Here is a 24,565-nt window from a genome sequence, read left to right as displayed (position 1 = left end):
AAATGAAGAAGCTTTGCACAAATCGTGCAAAGCTTCTTTTTATCTGGAGAGACTTGTTCGGTCGGCAGTCTTCAGCAGCCTGCTGACAATATAGAGTAAGAGAACAATCATCGCACTGATGTAAAGCAAGGTGACAATAAACGAAACGACCATCGACATTTTCAGGATGAGCAGCAAAGCTAACAGGAAAGCGAATGCCCCTGCTGAAATTACAATGGAGATTAGATTTGCGAGCCTGTTCTGAAATAGCTCTGTCTCTTCTGTCCAGCCAAGCTTCGGATAAAGTAAATCGCTGACCATTCCGATGACTGTGACCGCCGCATTAACAAACAATGCAATGATCACCCATAGCAAGGCTTCCCATAGATTCATCTGTATCACAGGCACAGCTATCACAAATAAAACGGTAAGCGGGAGCAAATTGATCAGGAACGCAGCTTGCAGCTTGGAAAGGACAATCTGCCGCATGGTTAATGGCAGAAACAGATGCGCTTCCCAGCTCTGCCCATCTTTTGAGAAGCTGACGATGCTGATCGGGTTTAGTCCGACCGAGAAGACATTCGCGAAAAGGATGACCACAAATAACATGCTGCCGCTTATTCCTTCAATCATGGTTGTAGCAGAAGCGAAATCCCCCATGAAAAAGATAACGATCAATAGTGCAGGCATGACAAAAGCGCCAGCGACACATTGCAGGAAGAATGTCGGTGTCCGGAAGATAGTCTGTAATTCTTTTGTGCGGTATGTACTGATAATCGACCGTGGTTTACGGTGCAGACCTTTACCACTGTATACTTTGCCTGAACCAGTATTAAGGCCTAATGCCCCTTTTAAATAAAATTTCTGTGCAGCTGCAAAGAATATCAGCCCCGCAAAAAGTGCAAGCAGCAATACGATGACAAAGTAAAGCAGGCTTTGCCAAGATCCTGCGCTTGTAAGTATATGTGACATCAGCGATGCAGGCGGGTAATACAGTGTGGCCATCTGCAGCAGTCCGCCTTTTTCAGCACTGTCTGCAATTACCTGAGCAATTTGCTCTGGATCTTGCTGTAACCGTAAGACGACATTTAATAAGATGATTAAAACAAATCCAATAATACCGCCGATAACCTTACTTCTATCTTTGTTCTTTCCTTTATTGACGAACTGCATAGCGAACATGACCACAGCAGCTGCCAATGCATAAGGTATGGTCGGAATCAGGAAGAAGAGGAGAAGAACATAGACGTAATACATCAAATCAGCACCACTTAATATGCCATAGTAAATACTGACAGGTAAATACATGGCCGCTGTAAGCAAATAAACATAAATCAGCGGATTCAGCGATTTGGCGATAAGCAGCTGGTAAGAATGGACAGGCAGATGAAGGAATGACGTAATATCCTCCGTGAAATAGAACGTATTCATGATCAGCATCAACGATAGGATGAAAATGAGGAAGAAATTCATCAAGAATAACGACCCTAATATCACATTGGTATTACCGGACGGTTCCAGCAAGCCGTACATAACATCAATGATTTGCAGCATATACCCGCCGAACATCATGCCTAGAAAAAGGAGTCCGATTATCCCGAATACCAAACCGATAACTACACTAGGTTTCTGGAATACGTTGGCATACTGCATTTTCAGCTGAATACGGATGAGCGAGCAGATCGGCTTATGCATCCTGAGTCAGCTCCAGGAAAATATGCTCCAAGCTATCATCTGATTGGAATTTCTCCCTCATTTCCGTTAAAGTACCTTGGAAAAGAAGCTCACCCTTCCGAATAATGGCCACTTCATCACAAAGCTGTTCCACAACCTCTAACACATGAGAGGAGAAAAAGACCGTATGGCCGTTCGCAGCATGATTTCGCATTAGTTCCTTCAGTTGATAAGAAGATTTCGGATCTAATCCAGTCATTGGCTCATCCAGAATCCAGACAGATGGCTGCTGTACGAGCATTCCGGTTATAAACAGCTTCTGCCGCATTCCATGCGAATATGTTTTAATCTGATCTCCTAATGCTTCGTAGATACTGAACATCTTGCTGTATTCCTCAATTCTTGCTTCTCTCACATCGGCGGCAATCCCATAAATATCACTTAGGAAATGAAGATAATCCAAGCCTTTTAGCCGTAGAAATAGATCTGGACTATCCGGAACGTAGCCGAATTCCTGTTTTGCAGCGATTGTATCCGACGTGATGTCCTTCCCATTAACGGTGATTGTTCCTGAATCAACTGGCAGGATACCAGTCACCATTTTAATCGTGGTGGACTTACCTGCACCATTTGGTCCCAGAAAACCGAATATCTTTCCGGTAGGGACTGTCAGACTCACGTCGCTCACAGCCTTCTTATTTCCATATTGCTTATGTACATGAACGATTTGAATCACTGCATGACCTCCTTGTATGTTACTTCCATTCTGGCCTTTCCTTTCCAATTATTCAAGGGTATCTTGTATAAAAAAAGCCTATACCTTCGACGCATATAATTTTGCTAACACCAGTATATTTAAGACAAGCATAGGAGGGAGAAAAATGCGGGAACTGCAAAAGAAAACGGCGTTTATCGCTGGATTTCTGCAAACGATATTAAATATCACTTTGACCATCCTTGCGATGATCCTTGTGGTCTTTCTGTTAAAGAAAACAGTATTCATTTTTGATGTACTGCTTATCCGTAATGAAGAGGTAGGCTATTTTTATTTGGCGGAAGGTATCATCGTCTATTTTCTCTATTTCGAGTTCATCAGTTTAATCATCAAGTACTTTACGCATGACTATCATTTTCCCCTTCGCTATTTTATCTACATAGGAATTACAGCAATCATTCGGCTCATTATCATTGACCACGAAAATCCTCTCACTATCCTTCTGTATGCGTTGGCGATAGTCTTGCTTGTATTTGCTTTGCTGATTGCCAACCATTCTAATATAAAGGACAATGAACCGTTGGATTGAATAAAGTAAACAGCGTAACGATTTAAACGATTTGGCATAATATGATACACTCTATAGTGGAAAAGTAAGCTTTGCCGTCAGAAAGGAAGAGAAACAAATGATTAATCGCAAAAGTGAGCGTGAGATAGAAATGATGCGGGCAGCAGGTCAGTTGCTTGCCGATATTCATAAAGAAATCCGTAACATGATCAAGCCAGGAATCACAACAATGGAAATCGATTCATTCGTGGAAGATTACTTGGCCAAGCATGGCGCAACAGCTGAGCAGAAGGGCTACAATGGCTATGCATTTGCAACTTGTGCTTCTCTCAATGATGAAATCTGCCACGGATTCCCAAGAAATGAGCCTTTGAAAAATGGAGATATTGTAACAATCGATATGGTTGTTAACTTAAATGGAGGTCTAGCTGATTCTGCTTGGACTTATGGTGTCGGCGAAATCAGTGGAGCAGCACAGCGTTTGCTGGAAGTAACGAAGGAATCTTTGTACAAAGGAATTGAAAAAGCACAACCTGGCGCCAGAATTGGTGATATCGGCCATGCAATTCAACAATTTGCAGAAGCAGAAGGCTATTCTGTTGTACGTGATTTCACAGGACACGGAATTGGCCCAACTATCCATGAAGAACCGCATATTCCTCATTTCGGTTTGCCGAATAAAGGACCTCGTTTGAAAGAAGGTATGGTCATAACAATCGAACCGATGCTTAATATCGGCGAATGGGGCAGCCAGATGGATGATAATAATTGGACTGCTCGAACGGTGGACGGTTCTTTGTCTGCTCAATATGAACATACAATCGTTATCACAAAAGATGGACCAGTCATCCTGACAAATCAAGACGAAGAATAAAGAGAAGCCTATACCACGCTTGGTATAGGCTTTTTTCTATGGCTCAATATGGATAAAAGTATGAAAGATGTCATGCTTCTTGGTGAGGAGCTTTTCCAATCTTTCCGTGATGGCATGGCTTTCTTTCACATTGAGGGATGCATCCACCCGGATGATGACATCAACGAGTGATTGATTGCCGTGCAGTCTTGCTTTGATTTCGACTACCTCCAGAACATCTTTATCCTCGAGAATACTGTGACGGATCTTCAATAACCTGTCCACATCATAACCATCGGTAAGCGCATACGTTGCATCATAGAAAATATCCCATGCTGTCTTACAGATCAATATTCCAACGACGAATCCTGCCAGCGGATCAAGCCAATAATAGCCGAACTGAGCCCCGAAGATTCCGACGAAAGCACCTATACTGACCATTCCGTCAGAACGATTATCTTGTGCAGCAGCCATAAGGGCAGGGCTTTGAATTCGTTTGGCCAGGGCATAGTTGTAACGGTATACCAGCATCATAACGAAAGCTGATCCTAAGGCAGTCCAACCTGTCAGCATATCAGGCTGGACATAATCTGGCTCCATTAAACGCTCAAGTGTATCGAATAAGACATGAAGTCCAACCGAGATCATAATAAAAGCAGCAACAAGTGATGCAATGGTCTCCGCTCGGAAATGCCCATATCTATGGTCGGGGTCAGGAGGTTTGCGGGAGATGCGCAGTCCGACCAGCACGGCAACAGAGGCTACGACATCCGTTGTATTGTTCAGCCCGTCGGCAAGCAAGGCATCTGAATCTCCAATGTAGGCGACAAGCAATTTGATAAAGGATAACAGCAAATAAGCTGCGATGCTAAGCAAAGCTCCTTTCTCACCAGCTTTCAGATTATCGTACTGGCCCATATGTAAAGTTTCCTCCGATCTAATTCTGGAGCAGGAACGGTTAGTGCGTGTCCAGAATGGGTACAAGATAGTACATTATATTCTTCTGTTTGATCATTATACGAAGGGGTTGAAAAAAATGAGCCAGGAAAAGATCATTATTGAAGGCAGCTTGGAAGGGGTACGGTTTTACAAGGAACTGGATATCGTGATCGGCCCCGAGGCAGAGACGCCCGAACGAGCGATCATCCGTTTTTACGGAAGCGACGCAGAGAACTTCGAGAAGCTGGCCCGAGAACAAGGCTGGCGCAATTGTTATTGGACTTATGCAGATATTCCAGCCCTGCTGCAGCAGGCAAATTAATCCCAGATAAGTCTGGGATTTTTTCATTGGATAAAAACCTCCTGCTTTGCAAAAAATGAAAGTAGTATGTGAAAGGCAGGAGACGACATATGGGTGAAAAGAATACATCATCAGGTAAATCACCAAAGGAAATGCGCGGGGCAATTATAGCTTTGGCTTCCATTCCCTTAATAATGACACTTGGGAACAGCATGCTGCTGCCTGTGCTTCCGTTGATGGAAGAGGAATTGGATATAACGAAACTGCAATCAAGTTTTATCATTACATTCTATTCCATTGTAGCCATCATATTCATTCCGATTGCTGGCTTTCTATCAGATCGATTTGGACGAAAAGCAGTAATTCTGCCCTCACTGGTCATTGCTGGAGCCGGTGGACTGATTGCCGGGATATTCTCAGTCGGTAGTGAAAGTCCTTACCTTTGGATCCTAATTGGAAGGATTCTTCAAGGGATAGGTGTTGCAGGTGCAGCACCAGTTGTGCTCCCACTTGTTGGCGATATGTTCGAAAAAGAGGAAGATGTAAGTGCCACACTTGGTCTCGTCGAAACGGCCAATACTTTCGGGAAAGTGTTAAGTCCTGTGCTCGGAGCGCTGCTTGCGGGGTTTCTCTGGTATTTGCCGTTTTACGCAATCCCTGTTTTTTGTGCGATTTCCTTCTTATTGGTCCTATTCCTTATCAAAAAGCCTAAAGACGATAAAAAGGGTAATGATTTCAAGACATTTATGAAGAACACGAAGGCAACTTTCCATGAACATGGCGGCTGGCTGACAGCTACCTTCCTGATCGGGGCCATTCTTATGTTTCTTCTTTTCGGCATCCTATTCTACTTGAGTACAGTGTTGGAAGAAAAGTATGGTATGCACGGCATACTGAAGGGAGCGGTTTTAGCCATACCGCTTGCAGCTTTGTGCCTAGCATCTTATTTGACGGGTAAATGGATTAAAAACAACGGTAAACTGATGAAATGGATTATTTTTACAGGAGTAGTTGTTGCGGGTGTCGTAACTATCGCACTCTATTTTTCAAAAGGAATTTTCTTCATGATGGCAGTATTCCTTGTTGCCGGTGTAGGAATCGGAGCGGGACTTCCTTGCTTGGATTCGTTGGTTACGAGCAATATGGAAAAGGATGTCCGCGGGACAATCACATCATTATTAAGTGCAATGCGTTATGTCGGCGTTGCAGCTGGACCGCCTGCAGTTGCCATTTTATTAAAAGTAGATTTTATCTGGCTGATTGTTACATTTGCAGGTGCTGCCTTTATTGCAGCTTTACTCACATTGAAGTTTGTTAAACCGCCAGATCCGGATGATCAAAAGCATCACCCTATTCCGCATTTACATTAATTTAACGAACAAATCAGAAAATTGTTGCAAAGTTAATGTGAATCCAGCATAATGGAAAAAAGGAACCAGGGGGAATCGTTCCATGAAAAAGCATAAAGTTGTCTATCGTCTGCAAAGAACGAAGAGGAAGCGTGCTTATGTTACTGCTAAACGGGAGATTTCGTTTGAAGTGAAGCTGGCCACAAGACTTATGCTGGATGAATTTTATTTTACCTGGAACAAGAATAGACTGGAAGCCCAAATCAATGAGTGTATTGACCAAAAAGACGCGGAACGATTCAAGGAGTTAAGTGCAGCTTACCGCCCCTATACTTTCGAATAACATAAAATTTTACAGGATCTGTTTTGTCATGGGACAAGGCAGGTCTTTTTACGTGCGAAAAAAATTGGCACCTATGCTATAATATCCTCAAAACTACATGAACGAAGAGGAGATTTTAGAAATGAAGCGTTTGATGCTGTTTGCTGCGCTTAGCGCTGTGTTAGTTGCAGCTGGATGTCAAAACCAGCAAACAAGCCAGAATCAAGACACAAATGAAAATAAGACTGCTGATAAGCAGACGGAGAACCAGCAGGCAGAACAGTCGCTAGAAGAAGATACTGCTGCTGAGGAGCAGACAGCTGAGACAAAGCCTAATCAGCATCAGGAAGAAGCGGAAGATGTGGTAGGCTCAATCGAGAAACCCGTGACGGTTGATAATCCGGATAGTATCGAAGTTGTTGTAAACAAAACCAGAAAGTTTCCGGATGGCTGGGAACCGAAGGACCTAGTAGAGCCAGACGTAGCGTTTTACTTCAGTGAGCATCTAGAGAAGCGGAAAATGCGTAAAGAAGCAGCTGAAGCATTGGAAGATTTGTTCGCCGCTTCCCAGAAGGACGGGATGGAACTGGTAGCTGCAAGCGGGTACCGATCGGAAGCAAGACAAAAAGAGATTTATGAGAATAACGTAGCGACCCAAGGGCAGGAAGAAACGGATAAAGTATCGTCCAGACCTGGCCGGAGTGAGCATCAAACAGGGCTTGCTATTGATTTGACATCTGCAGAGATGGCATTAGCGCTGGAGGAAACGTTCATCGAAACAGATGAAGGAAAATGGTTGGCGGAACATGCACATGAATATGGCTATATTATTCGATATCCGGAAGGAAAATCCGACATTACCGGATACAGCTATGAGCCGTGGCACATCCGCTATGTTGGAAAAGATTTGGCGAAGCAAATATATGAAGAAGATACAACGTTGGAAGAACACTTCCAAATGGAGTCTGATCTTAAGAGCTGAAAAAGAGCCACTGTCCTAATGGGCAGTGGCTCCAATTTATGTGATGGGAGGTCACATACAGATTTAGCGGCATAACTAGTATGCCAAAGACTTACTTGTTCAGATGTGCTTATAGATGCTGCACGAACCAAATTGATTGATTATTAACTCAACTCGATTCTAACATATTGTAAACAGGAAAGGTAGCGAAATTATTAAATTTTTTCAAAAATGAAAAGATGGCCAACCTTCCAAAGATGATAGCCGCAAAAGAGGAGATTATTTGTTACAATAAAGATGCCTTATCAAATGAAGACTTTGGAGAGGGGAAGTAAAATGGAATTTCGTGTAGAGAAAGATACAATTGGGGAAATTCAGGTACCTGCAGACAAGTTTTGGGGAGCGCAAACTCAGCGCAGCAGAGAGAATTTTCCGATTGGTTCAGAAAGAATGCCGAAAGAAATTGTATACGCTTTCGCTTTGCTTAAGAAAAGTGCTGCAAAAGCCAATCATGATTTAGGTTTGCTGGAAAAAGATAAAAGTGAAGCTATCGGCTATGCCGCAGATCGAATTACAAGCGGTGAGCTGGATGATCATTTTCCGCTAGTTGTCTGGCAGACAGGCAGTGGGACACAATCGAATATGAATGTTAATGAAGTTATCGCCTTTGTCGGAAACAAGTGGCTTGAGGAACAAGGGAAAGAAGTGCGTTTGCATCCGAATGATGATGTCAACAAGTCTCAAAGCTCCAATGACACTTACCCGACAGCTCTACATATAGCTGCTGTTACACAGCTGGAAGATGTGGTATTGCCTGCTTTGAATCAGCTTAAAACAACGCTGAAGGAGAAATCCGATGCGTATCATGATATCGTGAAAATAGGTCGTACTCATTTACAGGACGCAACACCACTTACGCTCGGCCAGGAAATTAGTGGCTGGCATCGTATGCTGGAAAAATCGGAACAGATGATTAGGACAAGCATCCCCTTTGTCCAGGAGTTGGCAATTGGCGGAACAGCAGTCGGAACAGGCTTGAATGCTCATCCTGATTTCTCTGAGAAGGTTTGTCAGGAACTATCCGAGGCTACTGGTAAAGAATTCAGTTCAGCAGTGAATAAGTTTCATGCTCTGACAAGTCATGATGAGATCGTATATGCTCATGGTGCGCTGAAGGGTCTTGCTGCAGATATGATGAAGATCGCCAATGATGTGCGCTGGCTGGCAAGCGGACCACGCTGTGGAATTGGTGAAATTGAGATACCAGCTAACGAACCTGGCAGCTCCATTATGCCTGGTAAAGTCAATCCTACTCAGAGCGAAGCAGTTACTATGGTAGCAGTTCAAGTAATGGGAAATGATGCTGCAATTGGATTTGCAGCAAGCCAAGGGAATTTCGAGTTGAATGTTTTTAAACCGGTTATTGCTTATAACTTTATTCAATCTGCGCAGCTTTTGGCGGATAGTATGCTGTCCTTCAATGATCGCTGTGCTGTTGGGATTGAACCGAACCGAGAAAAGATTGCAAAGAATCTTCAGGATTCCTTAATGCTTGTTACAGCTTTAAATCCGCATATCGGTTATGAAAATGCTGCTAAGATTGCTAAAACAGCATTTGCTGAAAATACAACACTAAAAGAAGCAGCAATTGCTAGCGGGTTGCTGACTGAAGAACAATTCGATTCGTATATTAAACCTGAGGAAATGACCTATCCGAAGTGATTACCAAGTTTGACCAGCAGTTCCAATAACTAAGCGTGATAAAAAGCACCTTCTTGCCCAAACTATAGGCATAGGAGGTGAACAAACATGGCGAACACAAACGATTTGGTAGTACCAGGCGTACAACAAGCAATTGATCAAATGAAATACGAAATCGCACAAGAATTCGGTGTTTCTCTAGGCGGTAACGAAACTTCCCGTGCTAACGGTTCTGTTGGTGGAGAGATCACAAAACGTCTTGTAGCTTCTGCACAGTCTCAGCTTGGCGGAGGTCAATTCTAATTTCATATCGATGGCAAGAGAGGCACCGTTTCGGTGCCTCTTTCTTTATGGAAGGTTATGAAGCGCCAAATAAAGCGCAAAAGCATCCTGGAATTTCCGAATGTCGAGACCAGTTTTCTCTGTTAGTTTTTCCAAACGATAATTCAAGCTATTGCGGTGTATGTACAGCTTTTTCGCTGTAAGAGTGAGATTTTGATTGCAAGAGAAATACATACGAACTGTACGCAGCAGTTCTTCATCCTTATTCAACCCTTGAAGGATGTGATGCGTGATGTACTTTCGGTCGGTCTCCGGTAGCAGTATACTGAGCAACTGCGGTACAGCATCGTGGAAATACAGCACATGTTTGGCTGAATGGGAAGGAACCTGTCTGTACGCTTTAAGTAGCCATTCATATTGTTCTGATGCGTCCTTTACAGAATGCAGCCAAGGACTTACAAATAGTCGGAGCGGGACAGATAAATCATACATAAGCATGTCGACAATTTCTTCATATAAGATAGATTCGGCATGACGGCTTTCAACCAGCAAGCCTGTCTGTTTCGTGAACCACAGACATGCAAGCGGATGATCGGTCAAACTATCCATTGCTTCCCTGAACACCTCTGGTTTAACATGCCCTTCTATGGTAAAGAAGATGAAGCGGCAGCCGAAATCATATAATGGATTCTCAGTTAATTCAGTCGTCATGTTTTCACCGTGAAGCAGCTGATCCCAGGCTGTATCTGTACTGCTTCCAGTTGGTATAGTAATTGGTGAACCAATATGATGAAGTAAGGCAAGCTCGCGTTCGTTTAGCTGATTGGCGGGCAAACCGATAATCTCGCCATCCTCCAATCGAAACCAATGATGTGTTTTCATATCGAGTCCATTAAGGCTGGCTGCCGTTTTGATACCCGAAAATAGTTTTTCCAGTTCCTCCAGCATACGCACTTCTCCTATCCAATCTGTTTCTTTGTAATTGGTGTTAATTGTATTATACTAAAACCCAAGTAAACAGAAAGGTCGATACAACATGAATAGTGGAGATATTTGGTTGATTTTATCCATGGCGCTTATTGGTGCCTTGATTGGCGGTATCACGAATCACTTGGCAATAAAGATGCTGTTTAAGCCCCATCGTGCTATATATATAGGTAAATGGCGGCTCCCATTTACCCCTGGATTAATTCCTAAACGCAGGAGTGACTTGGCACGTTCGCTCGGCAAAACGGTTGTTGATCATTTACTCACCCCAAAGGGCATGCAAGCAAGATTGATTGATGATAACTTTCAAATGAAGGTCAATACGTGGGCGAAGCGCGAATTGTTTCGATTTCTTCGTTCGGAGCGAACACCTCGGCAGCTGTTGTCTGATTTGAATATCACTGTGGCGGCAGATGATCTTCATACAAAGACTGCGTCATTATTAAAAACACAGCTGGAAAAACAGTCAGAGAAGGAACTGGGCAGCTTGCTTCCAGACGAATTAAAACAAAGGACAGAAGCTGCAGCTGATAAAGCCGCTTCACATATTCAGCAGATGCTCGTAACTTATGTGGATAGCTATGATGGAAGGCGGAAAATACAGGATCTTGTCCAAAGCTTTCTGCAAGGCAGAGGTTTTCTTGGGAGTATGCTGTCCTCCTTTATGGATCCTAGCAGTGCTGTCGATAAAATTCAGCCTGTTATTATAGAATCGGTCGGTGCAGAAGGCACACGTCGCTGGCTGCATCAGCTGCTTGCAGATGAGCTGAATAAATTGATGAACAAGAAAGTAGGCCAAGTGACCGAATCAATCGGCCAAGATACGCTAGACGAGGTGATCCAGCAAGTAGTTAGGAAGTCGATACCATTTGATGAGATGCTAGACACACCGATCCAAGTGTATATGAAAGATCTACAAGACGATGTAATTGAGAGGAAATTGACTCCACTGGTGGGACAAGTCCTTCAACGTCTCTCTGAGCAGATTCCGGTCATCATGGAACAGCTGGAGCTGGCCAAAATGGTTGAAAAAGAAGTATCCGGCTTCCCTCTGGAACGAGTCGAAGAACTAGTCTTGGCTATCTCCAACAAGGAATTCAAGCTGATTACATATCTCGGCTTCCTTTTGGGAGGTATCATTGGAATCGTTCAAGGAATTATCGCACTCTTTATCTGATAGCTCGAACTATACAGCGCTCTATCGGTTTGTTATAGTGGAACTTGAGTAAAAATGAGGAGGTACGTACCCATGGCTAATATGTACGATCATGCGTATGACTTAGAAAAAGCAATCCGTGAAAGTGAAGAATTCAAAGGCTTGAAAGCCGCTTATGATACGGTAATGAACGATCCGTCTTCCAAAGAGATGTTCGAAAACTTCCGTAACATCCAGCTTGAATTGCAGCAAAAGCAAATGCAAGGACAAGAAATTTCAGAAGAAGAAGTTCAAAAGGCACAAAGCGTAGTCCAAGTCGTTCAGCAGGACGAACAGATTGCGAAATTGATGGAACAAGAACAGCGTCTGAACATTGCAATCAACGATATCAGCCGAATCATCACAAAACCTTTGGAAGAGCTTTACGGTCAGCCGGAGGAGTAAGCAATAACCTCTTTGCCATTTGGCAAAGGGGTTTTCTTTTATTTTTAAACCGAACGTGCATTCGTAAAGCGTGCATGCTACTATAGAAGCAAACGACTATAGGAAGGAAATGTTATGCTGCCTAAACTAACATTCATACATGCTGCTGATCTTCATCTGGATAGCCAAATGGAAGGGTTGACTGCTGCGTATCCTGCGATGAAAAGCCGTTTGCAGGACAGCACATTTCAATCCTTGAAACAGCTTGTACAGTGTGCAATTACAAATAAAGTGGATTTTGTCTTACTGGCAGGAGATATCTTCGATTCCAACAGACAATCTCTTAAAGCACTCGTTGCCTTGCGTGAAGCCTTTAAAGAACTGCAGAAACACAGTATTGATGTGTACATGCAGTACGGAAATCACGATTTTACTGGAAAAAAACCAATGATGAAATACACGAACAATGTACATATTTTTCAATCTGAAAAAGTGGATACCTTCTTCTATGAAAAGAATGGCGAGCCAGCAGCAGCAATCCATGGCTTTAGTTATACGACGAGACATATTAAATCAAGAAAGGCGCTGGAATACCAATCTAAAGGAGATGGGATTTACCAGATAGGCATGCTTCATGGCAGTCTGGGTACAGGAAGTGCTGCTGATGTTTATGCTCCTTTCAGCGTAGATGAGCTAAAACAAGCTAGTTTTGATTATTGGGCGTTGGGGCACATCCATAAGCGTGAAGTATTGTCCGAGCAGCCGCCAATTGTCTACTCAGGAAATATCCAGGGCAGACATCGTAAAGAGTCTGGAGAAAAAGGCTGTTATTTGGTGGAATTGGAGGGGCAATCCTGTGCAATGACGTTTCTTCCCCTGCAGGATATCCGTTTTGAAACAGTGGACGTGGAAGTCAAAGAAGGAACAGCGTTATATGAAGTGGAACAGGCCGTGCTGGACAGCTGTATTAATTGGGAGGATGCGTTTGGAGAGGCTGTGCTCCATGTGATTTTCCATGGTCCTGCACATCTGTTGATGCGATGGAGCCAAGAGGAACGTTTGGAGGAGTTACTTGAGATCATCAATGAGCAGCAACAGAATCTTGGCAGCCAGCTAATACTTGCTGGTTTTTCTGTTCAGGCAACCATAGATATGAAGGAAGAGCTGCTTCTGGAGCGTAATGATTTCACTGCTGCGCTGTACACAACTACCTATTCAGAGAATGAAATGACACATAGTTTGGAGGAGCTTATGGGAAATCGTCAATTCCGTAAAATCAAGCAGTCTTATTCTCAGGAAGAATTACAGGAGATGCTGGAGGAAGCGAAACAACTGCTGCTCCAAACTTTATTGGAGGTAGAATGACAGTGCAAATTAGCGGCGGACATATTTATGATTTCGGTAAATGGCATGATTATACTTTCGATTTCCAACACAGCTCATTTGTTATCATCCAGGGAGAGAATGAGGCTGGTAAATCTACTTTAAAAGCCTTTCTTATTTACATTTTATTCGGAATGCGTTCACGGGAACTTGAATCATATAAACCAAGGACTGGCGGTACTCCAGGTGGACGACTCAACCTACGTTTTCCTGATGGAGAAGTAGTTGTCGAACGGATCCTGGACCAGCATAATGGACAAGCTATTTGCTATATAGGCTCTGAGCAAAAAGATCAGCAGTGGCTGGAGGATCAGTTTGACGGTATGGATGCTTCTGTATTTCGCCAAGTTTTTACATTGGATACGGAAGCACTTGTTTCCTTGCAACTGACAGACAAGGAGCATTTGGGGAAAGTTCTATTGGATGCGGGGCAGACAGGATCAGCCGACGTCCATAAGCTGGAGAAAAAGCTTCAGCAGGAATTGCAGCAGCTTTTCCGACCTCAGGGAAGAAAGCCGAAAATCAATACAATGCTGCATACCTTCTCTGAACAGGAACGCCTTGTTCAGGAGCTGACTGATAGGGAAGCGGCTTATCTTCCGGACAAAGAAAAATTGCGGGAAATACTAGAAAAAACGGATGAGCTGCAGAAGAGGAAAGCAGAACTGCGCGCACAGATCAGTGTCCAGAAACAAGTATTGCAAGCTATTCCGTGGCAAAAGAAAGCGGCTTACACAAAGGAACGGCTAAAGCAACTGTCAAGTGTGGAGGCATTCCCTACTGATGGATTTTCTCAGCTGCAGCAAATCGAGCACCAGCTGCAGCCTTTGGAAGCTCAATTTCATGTTCACAGGAAGGAATCTGTTTTGATCAATAAGGATTTGATTTCAGCAGAAGATCAGCTGTTGAAGGATGAATTGTACAAAGAATTATATGAACTGGCAGCTAGGACAGATTGGACAGCTGATGTGAAACGTACACAGCTATTGGTGGAGGAACGTTATAAACTCCAAAATCAACTAGCTAGTGTACATCTAAGCTATCCTTATCCGGAGGAATTCACTTGGGACTCATATATCGCAGAAGCTGCCGGAGAATGGCGTTCGCTTCAGGAACAAATGATGATCTTGGATGCAGAGAGTGAGCGTATTCAACAGTCTATTGCTGCGAAGAGACAGGAAATAGATAAAATTGATCATCTGCAGGAAAGAATTCACCAGAGTTTAATTTCAGAAAAGGAATATCGGGAACTTCACAACAAGAAGGACATAAAACGTGCAGAAAAAGATTTATCTAAAAGAGTAATTTCTCCTATTGTTCTCTTGCTAGTTTTTGCGGTGTTATTAAGTGGTATCGGTATTCTAACTGCAAATTGGCTTTTAGCTGGAAGTGGAATCTTTCTGCTGGTTGGTGCTCTATTGAATTGGCGCTTTGGACATCAGCCTGACAGTCAGCTTGAGAGTTCTTCCTATGCTTCCGAAAAACTGGCAGAACAGCAGGAACTGCGAGTCCGCTGGCGTCAATTGGAGGAGCAGCGTCACCCTTTGGAAGTACAGCTTATGGAATTACAGCAGGATCATTCTAAGCAGGAAATAAGGAGAGAGAAACTTGAGCAGAAGACAGCTATGCAGATTGAGAAGTTTTCTTTCTTAACAGATGTACCGCTCATGCATTGGGAGAAAGCCGTCTTAGAGTGGAAAGCAAAAGAGCAGCTGGCGGGTATGCTGAACAAGGTAAATCAAGAGCATGAAGAACAGCAGCTGCGCTATAGGATTACTATTGATCGACTGCTTGACATATTGAATTTGCCGATGGATTTACCACCAGAGAAAACAATTGAACAAGCAGAATATGTCATCGAGACTCAGCAAAAGCTAAGGCATGCGAAGGAGCAGATGCTTGATCGACAACAGGAGATTCAGCAGCACATACAAGGGTTGGATAAGCAGCTCAAGCCTTTGCAGGAGCAAAAGGCAAGTCTGTTTGAAAGTGCTGGAGCCAAAGATGACAAACAGTTCCTGTATTTAGCTGAGCAATATCGGATAAGAACGCAGCTTATGGAAGAATTAGAGCACTATCGATTGCAGTTACGAGCCATTTTGCCAAGCGGGGAGTTTTCAGCAGAAGAAATGGAGTACAAACAGGATAAAGTGGAGCAAGTGATTGCCAGTCTAGAAACGGAACAAAAGTTTGTGGAAGAAGAGCTGGATAATTGTCGGCAGCGTGCCGCCACACTGCAAGTCAAGCTGGCTGATCTTGAGTCGGATACAACAGCTTCGGCGGCTTATCATGAGCTGCAGCGGCAGAAGCAAATGCTAACTGCAGCTGGACGGAAGTGGGCTGTACGGAAACTTGCTTATGATATGCTCTTGCAAACAAAAAGAACGTTTCAGGAAGAAAGATTCCCAAGAGTCCTAAGTGAAGCGAGCAGTTTATTTTCAAAGGTGGCAGATCAGTATAGCGGGCTGGCGCTGACAGAGGCAGGAAGCTTGGTTGTAAAAGATCTGTACAGCAGAAATATTGCTGTAGAGCAGCTCTCCAGGGGTACGATTGAACAGCTTTATCTTTGTCTGCGGCTGGCACTCTCCCGACATCTTGGGGTACAGCAGAGCTTTCCGTTATTGATTGACGATGCATTCAGCCATACAGACTTTGAAAGAAGGGAACGCTTTCTTCCAATACTGCGGACAGCTGCAGACGTGCAACAGATCATTTTGTTCACCTGGGAAGAACCGACACCTGAATGGACTCGCCAGTCTAAATTGCTTCAGCTTGAAAAAACGCAGAAAACTAGTTCATGGTAGCGTTTTAGCATTCGCAAAAAGGTAACAATAATGGTAAACTGGATAAGATAAAAATTGGATTATTGTAAGCTGGAGGGTCGGGCAGTGCCGAGTAACGAAGAAAATTGGGCTAAATACGAGGAATCTATAGAAAAATTCATACAGGTTATTGCCAAGAATATGAATTTATATGGTATTACCTCATCTGTTGGCCGACTATATGGTGCGCTTTATTTTGCGGATCAACCAATGACATTGGATGATATGAGAGATGCTTTGGAAATGAGTAAAACGAGTATGTCCACAGGTGTCAGAGCATTAGCCGATATGAAAATGGTAGAAACTGCATACAAGAAAGGTATGCGGAAGGATCTATATAAATCGGAGGAAGATTGGTACAAATCGTTTACATCAATCTTCGGGAATAAGTGGGAGAAAAGCACCCAATCGAATTTAGAGGAAGCTGATGAGACGATTGAGGAGCTTAAGCAGCTGAAGGAAGATGTCAACGATTCGGAGTTGATTGAAAGAATTGACAAAGACATTGACCGGCTTCAGTACGCTCGCGATTATTATACGTGGCTCCTGCAGTTCATCCATGTGGTCGAATCAGGAGAAATATTCAAATACGTTCCAAAGCCGCCAAAAAGATAAAGGGCTTGGAGCATGATGCCCTTGCTAGCATAGTAAGGGCTGTATTTATGAGGGAGGAGAATAGCGTTGAAAAAAGGAATTGGGTATTTCCAGGTAGGAGATAAATTTGATAGCTTTCTGTTGATCAAACAAGCAGACAAAGCTATTGCAAGTAATGGAAAAGCTTTTATGACATTGATATTAGGTGATGATACTGGAGATATCGAGGCGAAGCTATGGGATGCATCACCTGCAGATGAACAGCGATATCATGCCGATCAAGTAATTAAAGTCCAAGGTGAGGTGAACGCATTCCGCGGCCGGCTGCAGCTTAAAATACAAGCTATTCGGGTGGCAGAACCAAATGATGGGGTACATGCGCATGACTTTGTTAAGCGGGCGCCGCTTTCAAAGGAACAGCTATTGGAAGAATTGACATCATTCATTTTTGAGATGGAAAATCCGAATTTGCAACGGATTACGCGGTATTTTCTATCCAATTATCAGGAGCAGCTACTTGTTTTCCCGGCAGCAGTACGTAATCACCACGAGTTTGTTTCCGGGCTTGCGTTCCACGTCGTATCAATGCTGCGGATTGCTCGCGAATTAAAAAATCTTTATCCGGAGATCAATAAGGACTTGCTTTATGCAGGAATCATTCTCCATGATATCGGTAAATTACGGGAGCTGTCCGGTGCTACGAGTCCTACCTACACGGTGGAAGGGAAACTGCTCGGTCACATTTCCATCATGTCAGATGAAATTGCACAGGCCGCCAGAGAATTGCAAATCGAAGCTGAAGAAGTAATGATTTTGCAGCATATGATTTTAAGCCACCATGGTAAAGGGGAATGGGGCAGTCCGAAGCCGCCACTCGTACGTGAAGCAGAGCTCCTGCATATGATTGACATGATTGATGCGAAGATGAATACCCTGCAGCGTGTGATGGATAAAGTAGCGCCTGGAGATTTTTCAGAGCGAGTCTTTTCCTTGGAGAACCGCAGCTTCTATAAGCCTACTTTTGAGCAGGAATGAAAGAAATAGACAGAGAAAAATAGAATAGAGGGAATTATATGAGATGGAAGGATTGGGACCGTAATCTGAAGATCCGATTGCTTGGGGAAGCGATGATGAATTTCCTGTTCTGGGCCTACTTCCCGTTTATGACGATCTTTTTCCAAGACGCCTTTGGAAAGGACAGAGCGGGATGGCTGCTTATGTTATCCCAAGTGCTATCCGTACTGGCAAGTTTAGTAGGTGGGTATTGTGCAGACCGTTTTGGTCGGAGAAGGATGATGAGTATTGCGGTTGCCGGTCAATCCGTCACCTTCCTCGTGTTTGCATACGCGAATTCACCGTGGCTGACGTCATCAGCCCTGACTTTCCTTGCGTTTAGCTTCCTAGGTATTTGGAGTGCATTGTATTGGCCAGCATCACATGCGATGGTAGCTGATGTGGTTAAGGAGAAAGATCGGGCTTCTGTTTTCGCTGTCTTCTATACAAGCCTTAATATAGCTGTAGTGGTTGGGCCGTTGATCGGAACCGTTTTATTTTATTCGTTCCGTTTTCAAATGCTGCTGGCTGGCTTCCTGCTTACTGCTATACTATTTGTTATCATGCAAGTCTTCATTCGGGAAACAGTGCCGGAGAAGAAACAGGAAAAAGCAGATCATGCAGCATGGTACAAAGCTGTCTGGAAAGAACTTCAGACATATCGCATCATTGCCAAAGATCGTACTTTCCTGCTTTTCATCGTGGCAGGCGTGCTGGTAGCGCAAACGTTCATGCAGCTGGATATACTGATAGCTGTTTATACGAGCGAAGTTATTACCAACCAAACCGTTTTTGCACTCGGTGATTTCCGTATTGAAGTGGATGGAAAACAAGCGTTTTCACTTATCCTGGCTTTAAATGGATTATTAGTAGCTATATTTACGGTATTCACAACAAAGTTTGTCACCAAATTCCGGATTGCCCGTGTGTTCGTTGCTTCCAGCATTGCCTATGCTGCGGGTATATGGCTCTACGGGTTGACAGAAAGCTTCTGGATATTTGTAGTTGCAATTATTCTTTTCACAATCGGAGAGCTTATGGTAGTCGGCTTACAGGAAAGCTTTGTCGCGACATTGGCTTCAGAAGAAAGCCGCGGGCAATATTTTTCAGCAGCTAGTCTGCGTTTCACGCTGGGGAAGGTGCTTGCACCGCTCAGCCTAGTGCTCGTAAGCTATATGAGCTATCAGCTCACATTTACTATCTTGGCTTTGTTAGCTCTTGTGAGTGCCTTCGTCTATAACATGATGTTTAAACGCTATCATAAAGAACAGCGAGCAGCATCATAATATCCGTCATGAATTCTTGTCCACTAGCATAGATATTACACAACAAGGACAAGGGGGTATTACAATGCCGGAGATACCATTGTGGGTCATGCTTATTTTCCTCTGCATGATCGGCAGCGGCTTCATGGCATTCCGGACGCAGCGGCATGATTATCAAACAGAGAAGCAGTTCATCGAGCGAGAAGGAAATGTATATATGGAGCGTATCGAGGAAGAAAAAGCGAGACGTGCAGATAAAAAGTAATAAGAAAAAAGACCGAAACGAATTCGTTTCGGTCTTTTTTCTTTTATCAACCGGAAGTTGTTGATGTGATGTCATATTATCGATTAAATCTTTGTATTCATCGATTTTGATATCAAAGTCTGCATCTTTTAGTATTTTGTTGATTTTCTCTTGCTGCTCAGTTGAATCTACTTTCTGGATAGCTAGTTCTGTCTTGATTTGATCACGTTCGTCCTCAAGGGAACCAACTTCCTGTTCAGTATCACGAGTGTCATCCAAACGGATGATGTGCCAGCCAAAGCTGGATTCTACTGGATCACTGATTTCACCTTTTTTCAGCTTGTAAGCTGCATCTTCAAATGCTGCGTCCATTGTACCAGCAGTGAACCAATCTAGAGAGCCTTTAGCTTCCACTGTACCAGTATCTGTGGAATATTCTTCTACAAGCTTGTCCCAATCTTCTCCGTCATCCAGCTTCTTTTTAACTTCTTTCGCTGTATCTTCATCGGCAACTAGGATATGGCTTGCATTTAGATCTGTTTTCATGTGATCGTAACGAGTTTGGATTTCTTCATCGGAAACATCCACGCCGTCTGCAATCGCCTGTTGCTGAAGAAGGCTTGTATTCACTGATTCACGAAAAGCATCTTCATCTGCATAGCCGGCTTGCTGCAGAACAGATTCGAAAGTATCTCCATACTGATCTTTCAATTTGTCCACCTGTTCGTCAATTTGTTCCTTGTCCACATCATATTTATCGTCAAGGGCCTTTTCCAGAACCATTGTCTGCAATACTTGAGAACCGTATTTGTCACTTAATTCCTGATAGTAATCTTCTTTAGAAATATCTCCAGCTTTTGATTCTACCACTGTCTCACCGGAACCACATGCTGATAGTGCGACAACGCTTGTCGCGAATACTGCAGCGATAGCTAGTTTCTTCATGAAAACAAACACTCCTAATCCACTTATATTTGATTGGCGGCTTGCCCGCCGTTTCCCCATAAGACAATATATCACATATTCAAGGGTAAAAGGCAACCTGTGGAGGCAATTCCACAGTTTTTCCATATGTAAAAACGCTCCAGGACGGAGCGTCATTTAACCAAAATATCGTAACTTTTATCTGTCCCTGCAATGACACATTTTCGCGGTGCCTGCAATAAATTGGAAAGATAGAAGCCATCTGAGAAGGTCATGCCTGCATTTACGCTGACGAGAAGGATATAATAAATGGGCATTGTATCCATGAAAATCGCAGCTACAAGCAAGGGTAAAGTAATCAAAACAGTTGGCATAACTAATGAAATGAACGGTATAAAACGGCTTGTTTCATTTCTAACCTTGAAATGCAGGTATGGAATAAATTGTCCGAGCCAGTGCAGTTTATATTCACAGCGCTTCCCTGTTATCCAAAAAGGAATCAAATGAGTGATTCCATGGATGAATGGAAGTATATATAGAGAAATTAATACAAGTATTAGTCCTGTTTCTTCAATTTTCATTTTTGGATGGATCAGCGTCAGCATCGGATAAAGAATGATGAAAGTCAGGATTCCGATCATCGAGGAAATAAGGCATATCCGATTGGTACCGAGATCTTTCTTCGCATCGACACTTCTCCAGCAATTCATGTCCGGGGGCTCCCTTCTGTTGACTTAAAAATAGGGTGAGCTTTCTTCACTTAAGAGATAATAGTACGTTTGAACGGGAAAATCAATAGCTTTCCTGGAAATTTTACTTTAAAATATAAGAACAAGATCCGTTTGTATGAAACGGTCAGTTTGAAAGGCAAAGGAAGCGTTTTTATGGAGGAAGAAAAAAAGAGTACGCTGTCTTTTCATCTGCATTTGATTGCAGAGACTGGAGTGTTGGATAAATATCCTTTCCGTAAGCTCCTCATTGAACGGAATATAAATGAGGAGGAGTATGCTGCTGTCCTGAAAATGCTTCAGCGGCTTAACCGCTTATACAAGGAGCAGAAGGAAGAAGGATTGCTTGATTACACGTCGCTGCTGCTGGAATTCGTTGGTATGATGCCCGAGAAGCTGTATTATTGGGATGTATTGCTGGCACTTCGTGAAGAAAAACAGGACGATACATATAAAGGTCTGGTGGATGAACTGATTTTACTGGATATGAAAAACCGCTATTAGCATGAGCTGATAGCGGTTATTTTTTTAATTATTGCTGCTGCCTGTTTATGGAACTGCAGGCTGCTGGAGACTTGTTTCTGCATGGATAAGAATTCAGGATCATTGTCTGAAATAGATTTTTCCATATATTGCATGATTTCGACCTGCCGGTTAGTTTGTGCTCTCCATTGCTCGATTTGTGATGTCATCAATTTCTTGTATACATTACTGACACTTGTATAAAAATCCTTCCTCGCACCTTTTACCCACACGCGATCCACAAGCTCCTGGTGGGATAAATTCCGGATAGCTATATGGACTGAGGTTTTACTTTTGCCAATTAAATCTCCCATCTGCTCCAGGGTAATTGGACGGTTTTCTACATATAATATGGCCAGCAGCCGAGCCTCCGTTGCAGAAAGACGGAACAACTCTCCTGTCCTCGTCAATTCTGACACCAGTGTTTCGTATATTGAGGTCCTGTCATTCACTTGTTCTAGTCCGCCCCTTTTGCTTCTATTAAATAAACGTTATATAAAGCTTACATGATTCATTTATGGAACGAAAATCCTCCTTCACATAGCATTCGGAAGTATTTCGGAGGAAATAGAAGTAAAAGAAACGTTTAGTACGTACAGTATATTCTGTACGTACTAAACGTTCAGATATAACGATTCATGTCGTTTGATTTGTTTGTATTTTATGTTTAGTATTAATAGGGTCGAAACAACGTGATAGGAAAATGTTCCTGATTATTACAGACAGGTTACAGAAGACTAGTGAAAAAGAGGTGAATACTGTGCCGATTATTAAAGTAGAAAATCTCTCTAAGGTGTTTGGAAAAAACACGAAGGCTGCGCTGCAATTAGCAGAAGCTGGTAAGACAAAAGAGGAGATACTAAAAGAAACAGGAAGCACAGTTGGTGTCAATCGTGCATCATTTGAAGTAGAAGCAGGTGAGATCTTCGTTATCATGGGTCTCTCGGGTAGTGGTAAATCCACACTGGTTCGTCTGATTAACCGACTGATCGAACCAACAACAGGCGATGTTTACATTGACGGAGAAAACTTAGCGAAGATGGATAAGAAGGAACTTCGCCGTGTACGTCGACAAAAGCTGAGTATGGTATTCCAGCGATTCGGATTATTCCCGAACAGAACGATAATGCAGAATGCTGAATATGGACTCGAAGTGCAAGGAATGAGTAAAGAAGAAAGAGCCAAGAAAGCGAAGGAATCCCTGGAGCTTGTCGGCCTTGGAAGCTATCTGGATCAGTATCCAGGTCAATTGTCCGGTGGTATGCAGCAGCGGGTCGGGCTGGCACGAGCGCTAGCAAACGATCCGGAAGTCATGCTCATGGATGAAGCATTTTCAGCTCTCGATCCGCTTATCCGCAAAGATATGCAGGATGAATTATTGGATCTGCAGGAATCGATGAAAAAGACAATTTTGTTCATCACACATGATTTGGATGAAGCGCTCCGTATCGGTGACCGCATAGCATTGATGAAAGACGGAAACATCGTTCAGATCGGTACACCTGAGGAAATTCTCATGAATCCAGCTAACAGCTATGTCGAGAAATTCGTAGAAGATGTCGATCGTGCAAAAGTACTTACTGCACATCAGATAATGAAACGTCCGGAAACTGTCAACATAGATAAACATGGTCCGCGTGTTGCATTGGAACGGATGAGGGAAGCTGGTCTATCAAGTATCTTTGTCGTAGATAGCAAACGCGTCCTGCAAGGCATTATTACTGCTGATGCAGCGAACGAAGCCAGAAAGAATGAAGTGAAAAACCTATCGGAAATCATCCAGCGTGATGTGCCGACAGTAGAGAAGGATACACAGCTGCATGATTTGTTCGCAGTCATCCATGATTCTCCGGTTCCATTAGCAGTTACGGAAAACGGAAAACTGTTAGGAATTATTGTCAGAGGTGCAGTTATCGGTGCGCTGGCTGGTGAGGGTGAGGTGAACGAGAATGCTTAATTTCATGGAAAACGTAGAGGCTTTGCCTGTAGCAGATTGGACAGCTAATTTTGTCGAATGGCTTACAGATACATTCGCTTTCTTGTTCGATCCAATTAAGGACGGACTTGGCGATTTAATGGATATGATTACATCAGGCCTTGATGCTATTCCTCCTGTCATTTTTATTTTGCTAGTTGCAATATTAGCCTTTTTCATGACAGGAAAGAAATTTGGATTAGCAGTATTCAGTATTGTCGGCTTGCTGTTCATTTGGAACCAAGGATTATGGGATCAGTTGATTGATACGTTCACACTTGTACTGACATCCAGTATTTTGTGTATCATCATCGGTATTCCGATTGGTATCCTAATGTCCAAAAGCAAAATTGCACAAACAATCATTACACCGATTCTAGACTTCATGCAGACGATGCCTGCCTTCGTTTACTTAATTCCGGCAGTAGCATTCTTCAGCATCGGGGTTGTACCAGGTATCTTTGCTTCCTTGATCTTTGCAACACCGCCAACTGTACGTTTCACGAATCTTGGTATCCGTCAAGTTTCCGAGGAACTGGTAGAAGCGGCTGATGCCTTCGGTTCAACTGGACCGCAAAAGCTATTTAAAGTGGAATTACCGATGGCTAAGTATACAATTATGGCTGGTATCAACCAAACAGTCATGCTGGCACTTTCCATGGTCGTAATCGCATCCATGATCGGTGCACCAGGTCTAGGCCGAGAAGTATTATCTTCCTTGCAGCGAGCGCAAGTTGGTCCAGGTTTCGTAGCCGGTCTGAGTATCGTTGTACTTGCAATCATTATTGACCGTTTTACACAAAATATTTATAAAGATAGAAAATGAGCGATGTAGCCTGAAATAG

Annotated in this window: 25 protein-coding genes and 1 pseudogene; 19 read left to right on the top strand and 7 right to left on the bottom strand. The window is 43.2% G+C overall.

The annotated features are described in order from the left end of the window. Positions 1-39 precede the first annotated feature (39 nt). Positions 40-1,674 (bottom strand): hypothetical protein, encoded by a 1,635-nt coding sequence (locus tag CHH48_RS12825; RefSeq protein WP_095219539.1) that lies wholly within the window; start codon positions 1,672-1,674, stop codon positions 40-42. Continuing rightward, positions 1,667-2,389 carry an ABC transporter ATP-binding protein gene (locus CHH48_RS12820; RefSeq protein ID WP_095219538.1) on the bottom strand — a complete coding sequence of 241 codons (723 nt, stop codon included), beginning with the start codon at positions 2,387-2,389 and terminating at the stop codon, positions 1,667-1,669. The genes CHH48_RS12825 and CHH48_RS12820 overlap by 8 nt, the downstream gene beginning before the upstream one ends. Before the next feature lie 145 nt (positions 2,390-2,534). On the opposite strand from CHH48_RS12820, the gene psiE reads away from it, so the two are divergent. Continuing rightward, a complete protein-coding gene (psiE, locus tag CHH48_RS12815) occupies positions 2,535-2,957 on the top strand; it encodes a phosphate-starvation-inducible protein PsiE (protein ID WP_095219537.1) in 423 nt (140 codons plus the stop codon). 97 nt (positions 2,958-3,054) lie between these two features. Continuing rightward, positions 3,055-3,810 (top strand): type I methionyl aminopeptidase, encoded by a 756-nt coding sequence (gene map / locus CHH48_RS12810; RefSeq protein WP_095219536.1) that lies wholly within the window; start codon positions 3,055-3,057, stop codon positions 3,808-3,810. Positions 3,811-3,846: 36 nt separating this feature from the next. Here the strand turns inward: map and CHH48_RS12805 are convergent, their stop codons facing one another. Beyond that, the gene (locus CHH48_RS12805) at positions 3,847-4,707 is read right to left on the bottom strand and encodes a cation diffusion facilitator family transporter (protein WP_095219535.1); all 861 of its coding nucleotides are present in this window, start codon (positions 4,705-4,707) and stop codon (positions 3,847-3,849) included. A gap of 43 nt (positions 4,708-4,750) precedes the next feature. On the opposite strand from CHH48_RS12805, the gene CHH48_RS12800 reads away from it, so the two are divergent. The 6 genes from CHH48_RS12800 (at position 4,751) to CHH48_RS12775 (ending at position 9,665) form a co-directional block, all read left to right on the top strand. Continuing rightward, positions 4,751-5,050, top strand: coding sequence for a hypothetical protein (locus CHH48_RS12800; RefSeq protein ID WP_141230073.1), 300 nt, complete (start codon positions 4,751-4,753; stop codon positions 5,048-5,050). Between the two features lie 89 nt (positions 5,051-5,139). Next, the gene (locus CHH48_RS12795) at positions 5,140-6,399 is read left to right on the top strand and encodes an MFS transporter (protein ID WP_095219533.1); all 1,260 of its coding nucleotides are present in this window, start codon (positions 5,140-5,142) and stop codon (positions 6,397-6,399) included. 82 nt (positions 6,400-6,481) lie between these two features. Beyond that, positions 6,482-6,721, top strand: a complete 240-nt coding sequence (locus CHH48_RS12790; protein ID WP_095219532.1) for an IDEAL domain-containing protein — start codon at positions 6,482-6,484, stop codon at positions 6,719-6,721. Positions 6,722-6,842: 121 nt separating this feature from the next. Further along, entirely contained in the window at positions 6,843-7,682 is an 840-nt protein-coding gene (locus CHH48_RS12785; RefSeq protein WP_095219531.1) for a M15 family metallopeptidase, read from the top strand. A gap of 315 nt (positions 7,683-7,997) precedes the next feature. Then, entirely contained in the window at positions 7,998-9,383 is a 1,386-nt protein-coding gene (gene fumC, locus CHH48_RS12780; protein ID WP_095219530.1) for a class II fumarate hydratase, read from the top strand. Between the two features lie 87 nt (positions 9,384-9,470). Next, positions 9,471-9,665 carry an alpha/beta-type small acid-soluble spore protein gene (locus tag CHH48_RS12775; RefSeq protein WP_095219529.1) on the top strand — a complete coding sequence of 65 codons (195 nt, stop codon included), beginning with the start codon at positions 9,471-9,473 and terminating at the stop codon, positions 9,663-9,665. A 45-nt stretch (positions 9,666-9,710) separates the two neighbouring features. Here the strand turns inward: CHH48_RS12775 and CHH48_RS12770 are convergent, their stop codons facing one another. Next, positions 9,711-10,592, bottom strand: coding sequence for a PucR family transcriptional regulator (locus CHH48_RS12770; protein ID WP_095219528.1), 882 nt, complete (start codon positions 10,590-10,592; stop codon positions 9,711-9,713). A gap of 88 nt (positions 10,593-10,680) precedes the next feature. Here CHH48_RS12770 and CHH48_RS12765 point away from each other — a divergent pair, with 88 nt between their 5' ends. From CHH48_RS12765 to CHH48_RS19945, 8 genes are all read left to right on the top strand, one after another. Further along, complete coding sequence (locus CHH48_RS12765) at positions 10,681-11,808, top strand: DUF445 domain-containing protein (protein WP_095219527.1); 1,128 nt, start codon at positions 10,681-10,683, stop codon at positions 11,806-11,808. A 72-nt stretch (positions 11,809-11,880) separates the two neighbouring features. Beyond that, a complete protein-coding gene (locus CHH48_RS12760; protein ID WP_095219526.1) occupies positions 11,881-12,231 on the top strand; it encodes a YlbF family regulator in 351 nt (116 codons plus the stop codon). 114 nt (positions 12,232-12,345) lie between these two features. Then, positions 12,346-13,575, top strand: a complete 1,230-nt coding sequence (locus CHH48_RS12755) for a metallophosphoesterase family protein (RefSeq protein ID WP_095219525.1) — start codon at positions 12,346-12,348, stop codon at positions 13,573-13,575. Next, positions 13,572-16,397: an AAA family ATPase gene (locus tag CHH48_RS12750; RefSeq protein ID WP_095219524.1), complete on the top strand. Its 2,826-nt coding sequence runs from the start codon at positions 13,572-13,574 to the stop codon at positions 16,395-16,397. Before CHH48_RS12755 ends, CHH48_RS12750 begins: the two co-directional genes overlap by 4 nt. 84 nt (positions 16,398-16,481) lie before the next feature. Then, positions 16,482-17,030: a GbsR/MarR family transcriptional regulator gene (locus CHH48_RS12745; RefSeq protein ID WP_095219523.1), complete on the top strand. Its 549-nt coding sequence runs from the start codon at positions 16,482-16,484 to the stop codon at positions 17,028-17,030. Between the two features lie 66 nt (positions 17,031-17,096). Next, entirely contained in the window at positions 17,097-18,044 is a 948-nt protein-coding gene (gene yhaM / locus CHH48_RS12740) for a 3'-5' exoribonuclease YhaM (protein ID WP_095219522.1), read from the top strand. A gap of 38 nt (positions 18,045-18,082) precedes the next feature. Then, a complete protein-coding gene (locus CHH48_RS12735) occupies positions 18,083-19,348 on the top strand; it encodes an MDR family MFS transporter (protein ID WP_095219521.1) in 1,266 nt (421 codons plus the stop codon). Between the two features lie 64 nt (positions 19,349-19,412). After that, complete coding sequence (locus tag CHH48_RS19945) at positions 19,413-19,592, top strand: sporulation YhaL family protein (protein WP_095219520.1); 180 nt, start codon at positions 19,413-19,415, stop codon at positions 19,590-19,592. 252 nt (positions 19,593-19,844) lie between these two features. Here CHH48_RS19945 and CHH48_RS19940 read toward each other — a convergent pair. Together CHH48_RS19940 and CHH48_RS12720 are read right to left on the bottom strand one after the other, a co-directional pair. Continuing rightward, a pseudogene (locus tag CHH48_RS19940) lies at positions 19,845-20,354 on the bottom strand (peptidylprolyl isomerase); the annotation flags it as partial. A gap of 314 nt (positions 20,355-20,668) precedes the next feature. Beyond that, the gene (locus CHH48_RS12720; RefSeq protein WP_095219518.1) at positions 20,669-21,205 is read right to left on the bottom strand and encodes a DUF3267 domain-containing protein; all 537 of its coding nucleotides are present in this window, start codon (positions 21,203-21,205) and stop codon (positions 20,669-20,671) included. Between the two features lie 174 nt (positions 21,206-21,379). On the opposite strand from CHH48_RS12720, the gene CHH48_RS12715 reads away from it, so the two are divergent. Further along, positions 21,380-21,727 (top strand): DUF1878 family protein, encoded by a 348-nt coding sequence (locus CHH48_RS12715; RefSeq protein WP_038565632.1) that lies wholly within the window; start codon positions 21,380-21,382, stop codon positions 21,725-21,727. Here the strand turns inward: CHH48_RS12715 and CHH48_RS12710 are convergent. Further along, positions 21,724-22,197: a GbsR/MarR family transcriptional regulator gene (locus CHH48_RS12710; protein ID WP_141230072.1), complete on the bottom strand. Its 474-nt coding sequence runs from the start codon at positions 22,195-22,197 to the stop codon at positions 21,724-21,726. The two genes, CHH48_RS12715 and CHH48_RS12710, sit on opposite strands and share 4 nt — an antisense overlap. A gap of 308 nt (positions 22,198-22,505) precedes the next feature. On the opposite strand from CHH48_RS12710, the gene CHH48_RS12705 reads away from it, so the two are divergent. Both CHH48_RS12705 and CHH48_RS12700 read left to right on the top strand, forming a co-directional pair. Further along, a complete protein-coding gene (locus tag CHH48_RS12705) occupies positions 22,506-23,702 on the top strand; it encodes a quaternary amine ABC transporter ATP-binding protein (RefSeq protein ID WP_095219516.1) in 1,197 nt (398 codons plus the stop codon). Then, positions 23,695-24,546 (top strand): ABC transporter permease, encoded by an 852-nt coding sequence (locus CHH48_RS12700; protein ID WP_095219515.1) that lies wholly within the window; start codon positions 23,695-23,697, stop codon positions 24,544-24,546. Before CHH48_RS12705 ends, CHH48_RS12700 begins: the two co-directional genes overlap by 8 nt. The last annotated feature ends 19 nt before the right edge of the window (positions 24,547-24,565 follow it).

Origin of the sequence: Terribacillus saccharophilus (genome assembly GCF_002272075.1) — a bacterium.
In the GTDB taxonomy this organism is placed as follows: Bacteria; Bacillota; Bacilli; order Bacillales; family Amphibacillaceae; genus Terribacillus; species Terribacillus saccharophilus_A.
The sequence above is the reverse complement of the archived record's forward strand: the minus strand, read 5'-3'. Positions and strand labels throughout refer to the sequence as shown.

What these genes read in the sequence shown, in the direction of transcription:
- CHH48_RS12825 (WP_095219539.1), bottom strand. Translation starts at nt 1,674, where the DNA reads ATGCATAAGCCGATCTGCTCGCTCATCCGTATTCAGCTGAAAATGCAG.
- psiE (WP_095219537.1), top strand. Translation starts at nt 2,535, where the DNA reads ATGCGGGAACTGCAAAAGAAAACGGCGTTTATCGCTGGATTTCTGCAA.
- map (WP_095219536.1), top strand. Translation starts at nt 3,055, where the DNA reads ATGATTAATCGCAAAAGTGAGCGTGAGATAGAAATGATGCGGGCAGCA.
- CHH48_RS12805 (WP_095219535.1), bottom strand. Translation starts at nt 4,707, where the DNA reads ATGGGCCAGTACGATAATCTGAAAGCTGGTGAGAAAGGAGCTTTGCTT.
- CHH48_RS12795 (WP_095219533.1), top strand. Translation starts at nt 5,140, where the DNA reads ATGGGTGAAAAGAATACATCATCAGGTAAATCACCAAAGGAAATGCGC.
- CHH48_RS12790 (WP_095219532.1), top strand. Translation starts at nt 6,482, where the DNA reads ATGAAAAAGCATAAAGTTGTCTATCGTCTGCAAAGAACGAAGAGGAAG.
- CHH48_RS12785 (WP_095219531.1), top strand. Translation starts at nt 6,843, where the DNA reads ATGAAGCGTTTGATGCTGTTTGCTGCGCTTAGCGCTGTGTTAGTTGCA.
- fumC (WP_095219530.1), top strand. Translation starts at nt 7,998, where the DNA reads ATGGAATTTCGTGTAGAGAAAGATACAATTGGGGAAATTCAGGTACCT.
- CHH48_RS12775 (WP_095219529.1), top strand. Translation starts at nt 9,471, where the DNA reads ATGGCGAACACAAACGATTTGGTAGTACCAGGCGTACAACAAGCAATT.
- CHH48_RS12770 (WP_095219528.1), bottom strand. Translation starts at nt 10,592, where the DNA reads ATGCTGGAGGAACTGGAAAAACTATTTTCGGGTATCAAAACGGCAGCC.
- CHH48_RS12765 (WP_095219527.1), top strand. Translation starts at nt 10,681, where the DNA reads ATGAATAGTGGAGATATTTGGTTGATTTTATCCATGGCGCTTATTGGT.
- CHH48_RS12760 (WP_095219526.1), top strand. Translation starts at nt 11,881, where the DNA reads ATGGCTAATATGTACGATCATGCGTATGACTTAGAAAAAGCAATCCGT.
- CHH48_RS12755 (WP_095219525.1), top strand. Translation starts at nt 12,346, where the DNA reads ATGCTGCCTAAACTAACATTCATACATGCTGCTGATCTTCATCTGGAT.
- CHH48_RS12750 (WP_095219524.1), top strand. Translation starts at nt 13,572, where the DNA reads ATGACAGTGCAAATTAGCGGCGGACATATTTATGATTTCGGTAAATGG.
- CHH48_RS12735 (WP_095219521.1), top strand. Translation starts at nt 18,083, where the DNA reads ATGAGATGGAAGGATTGGGACCGTAATCTGAAGATCCGATTGCTTGGG.
- CHH48_RS19945 (WP_095219520.1), top strand. Translation starts at nt 19,413, where the DNA reads ATGCCGGAGATACCATTGTGGGTCATGCTTATTTTCCTCTGCATGATC.
- CHH48_RS12720 (WP_095219518.1), bottom strand. Translation starts at nt 21,205, where the DNA reads ATGAATTGCTGGAGAAGTGTCGATGCGAAGAAAGATCTCGGTACCAAT.
- CHH48_RS12715 (WP_038565632.1), top strand. Translation starts at nt 21,380, where the DNA reads ATGGAGGAAGAAAAAAAGAGTACGCTGTCTTTTCATCTGCATTTGATT.
- CHH48_RS12700 (WP_095219515.1), top strand. Translation starts at nt 23,695, where the DNA reads ATGCTTAATTTCATGGAAAACGTAGAGGCTTTGCCTGTAGCAGATTGG.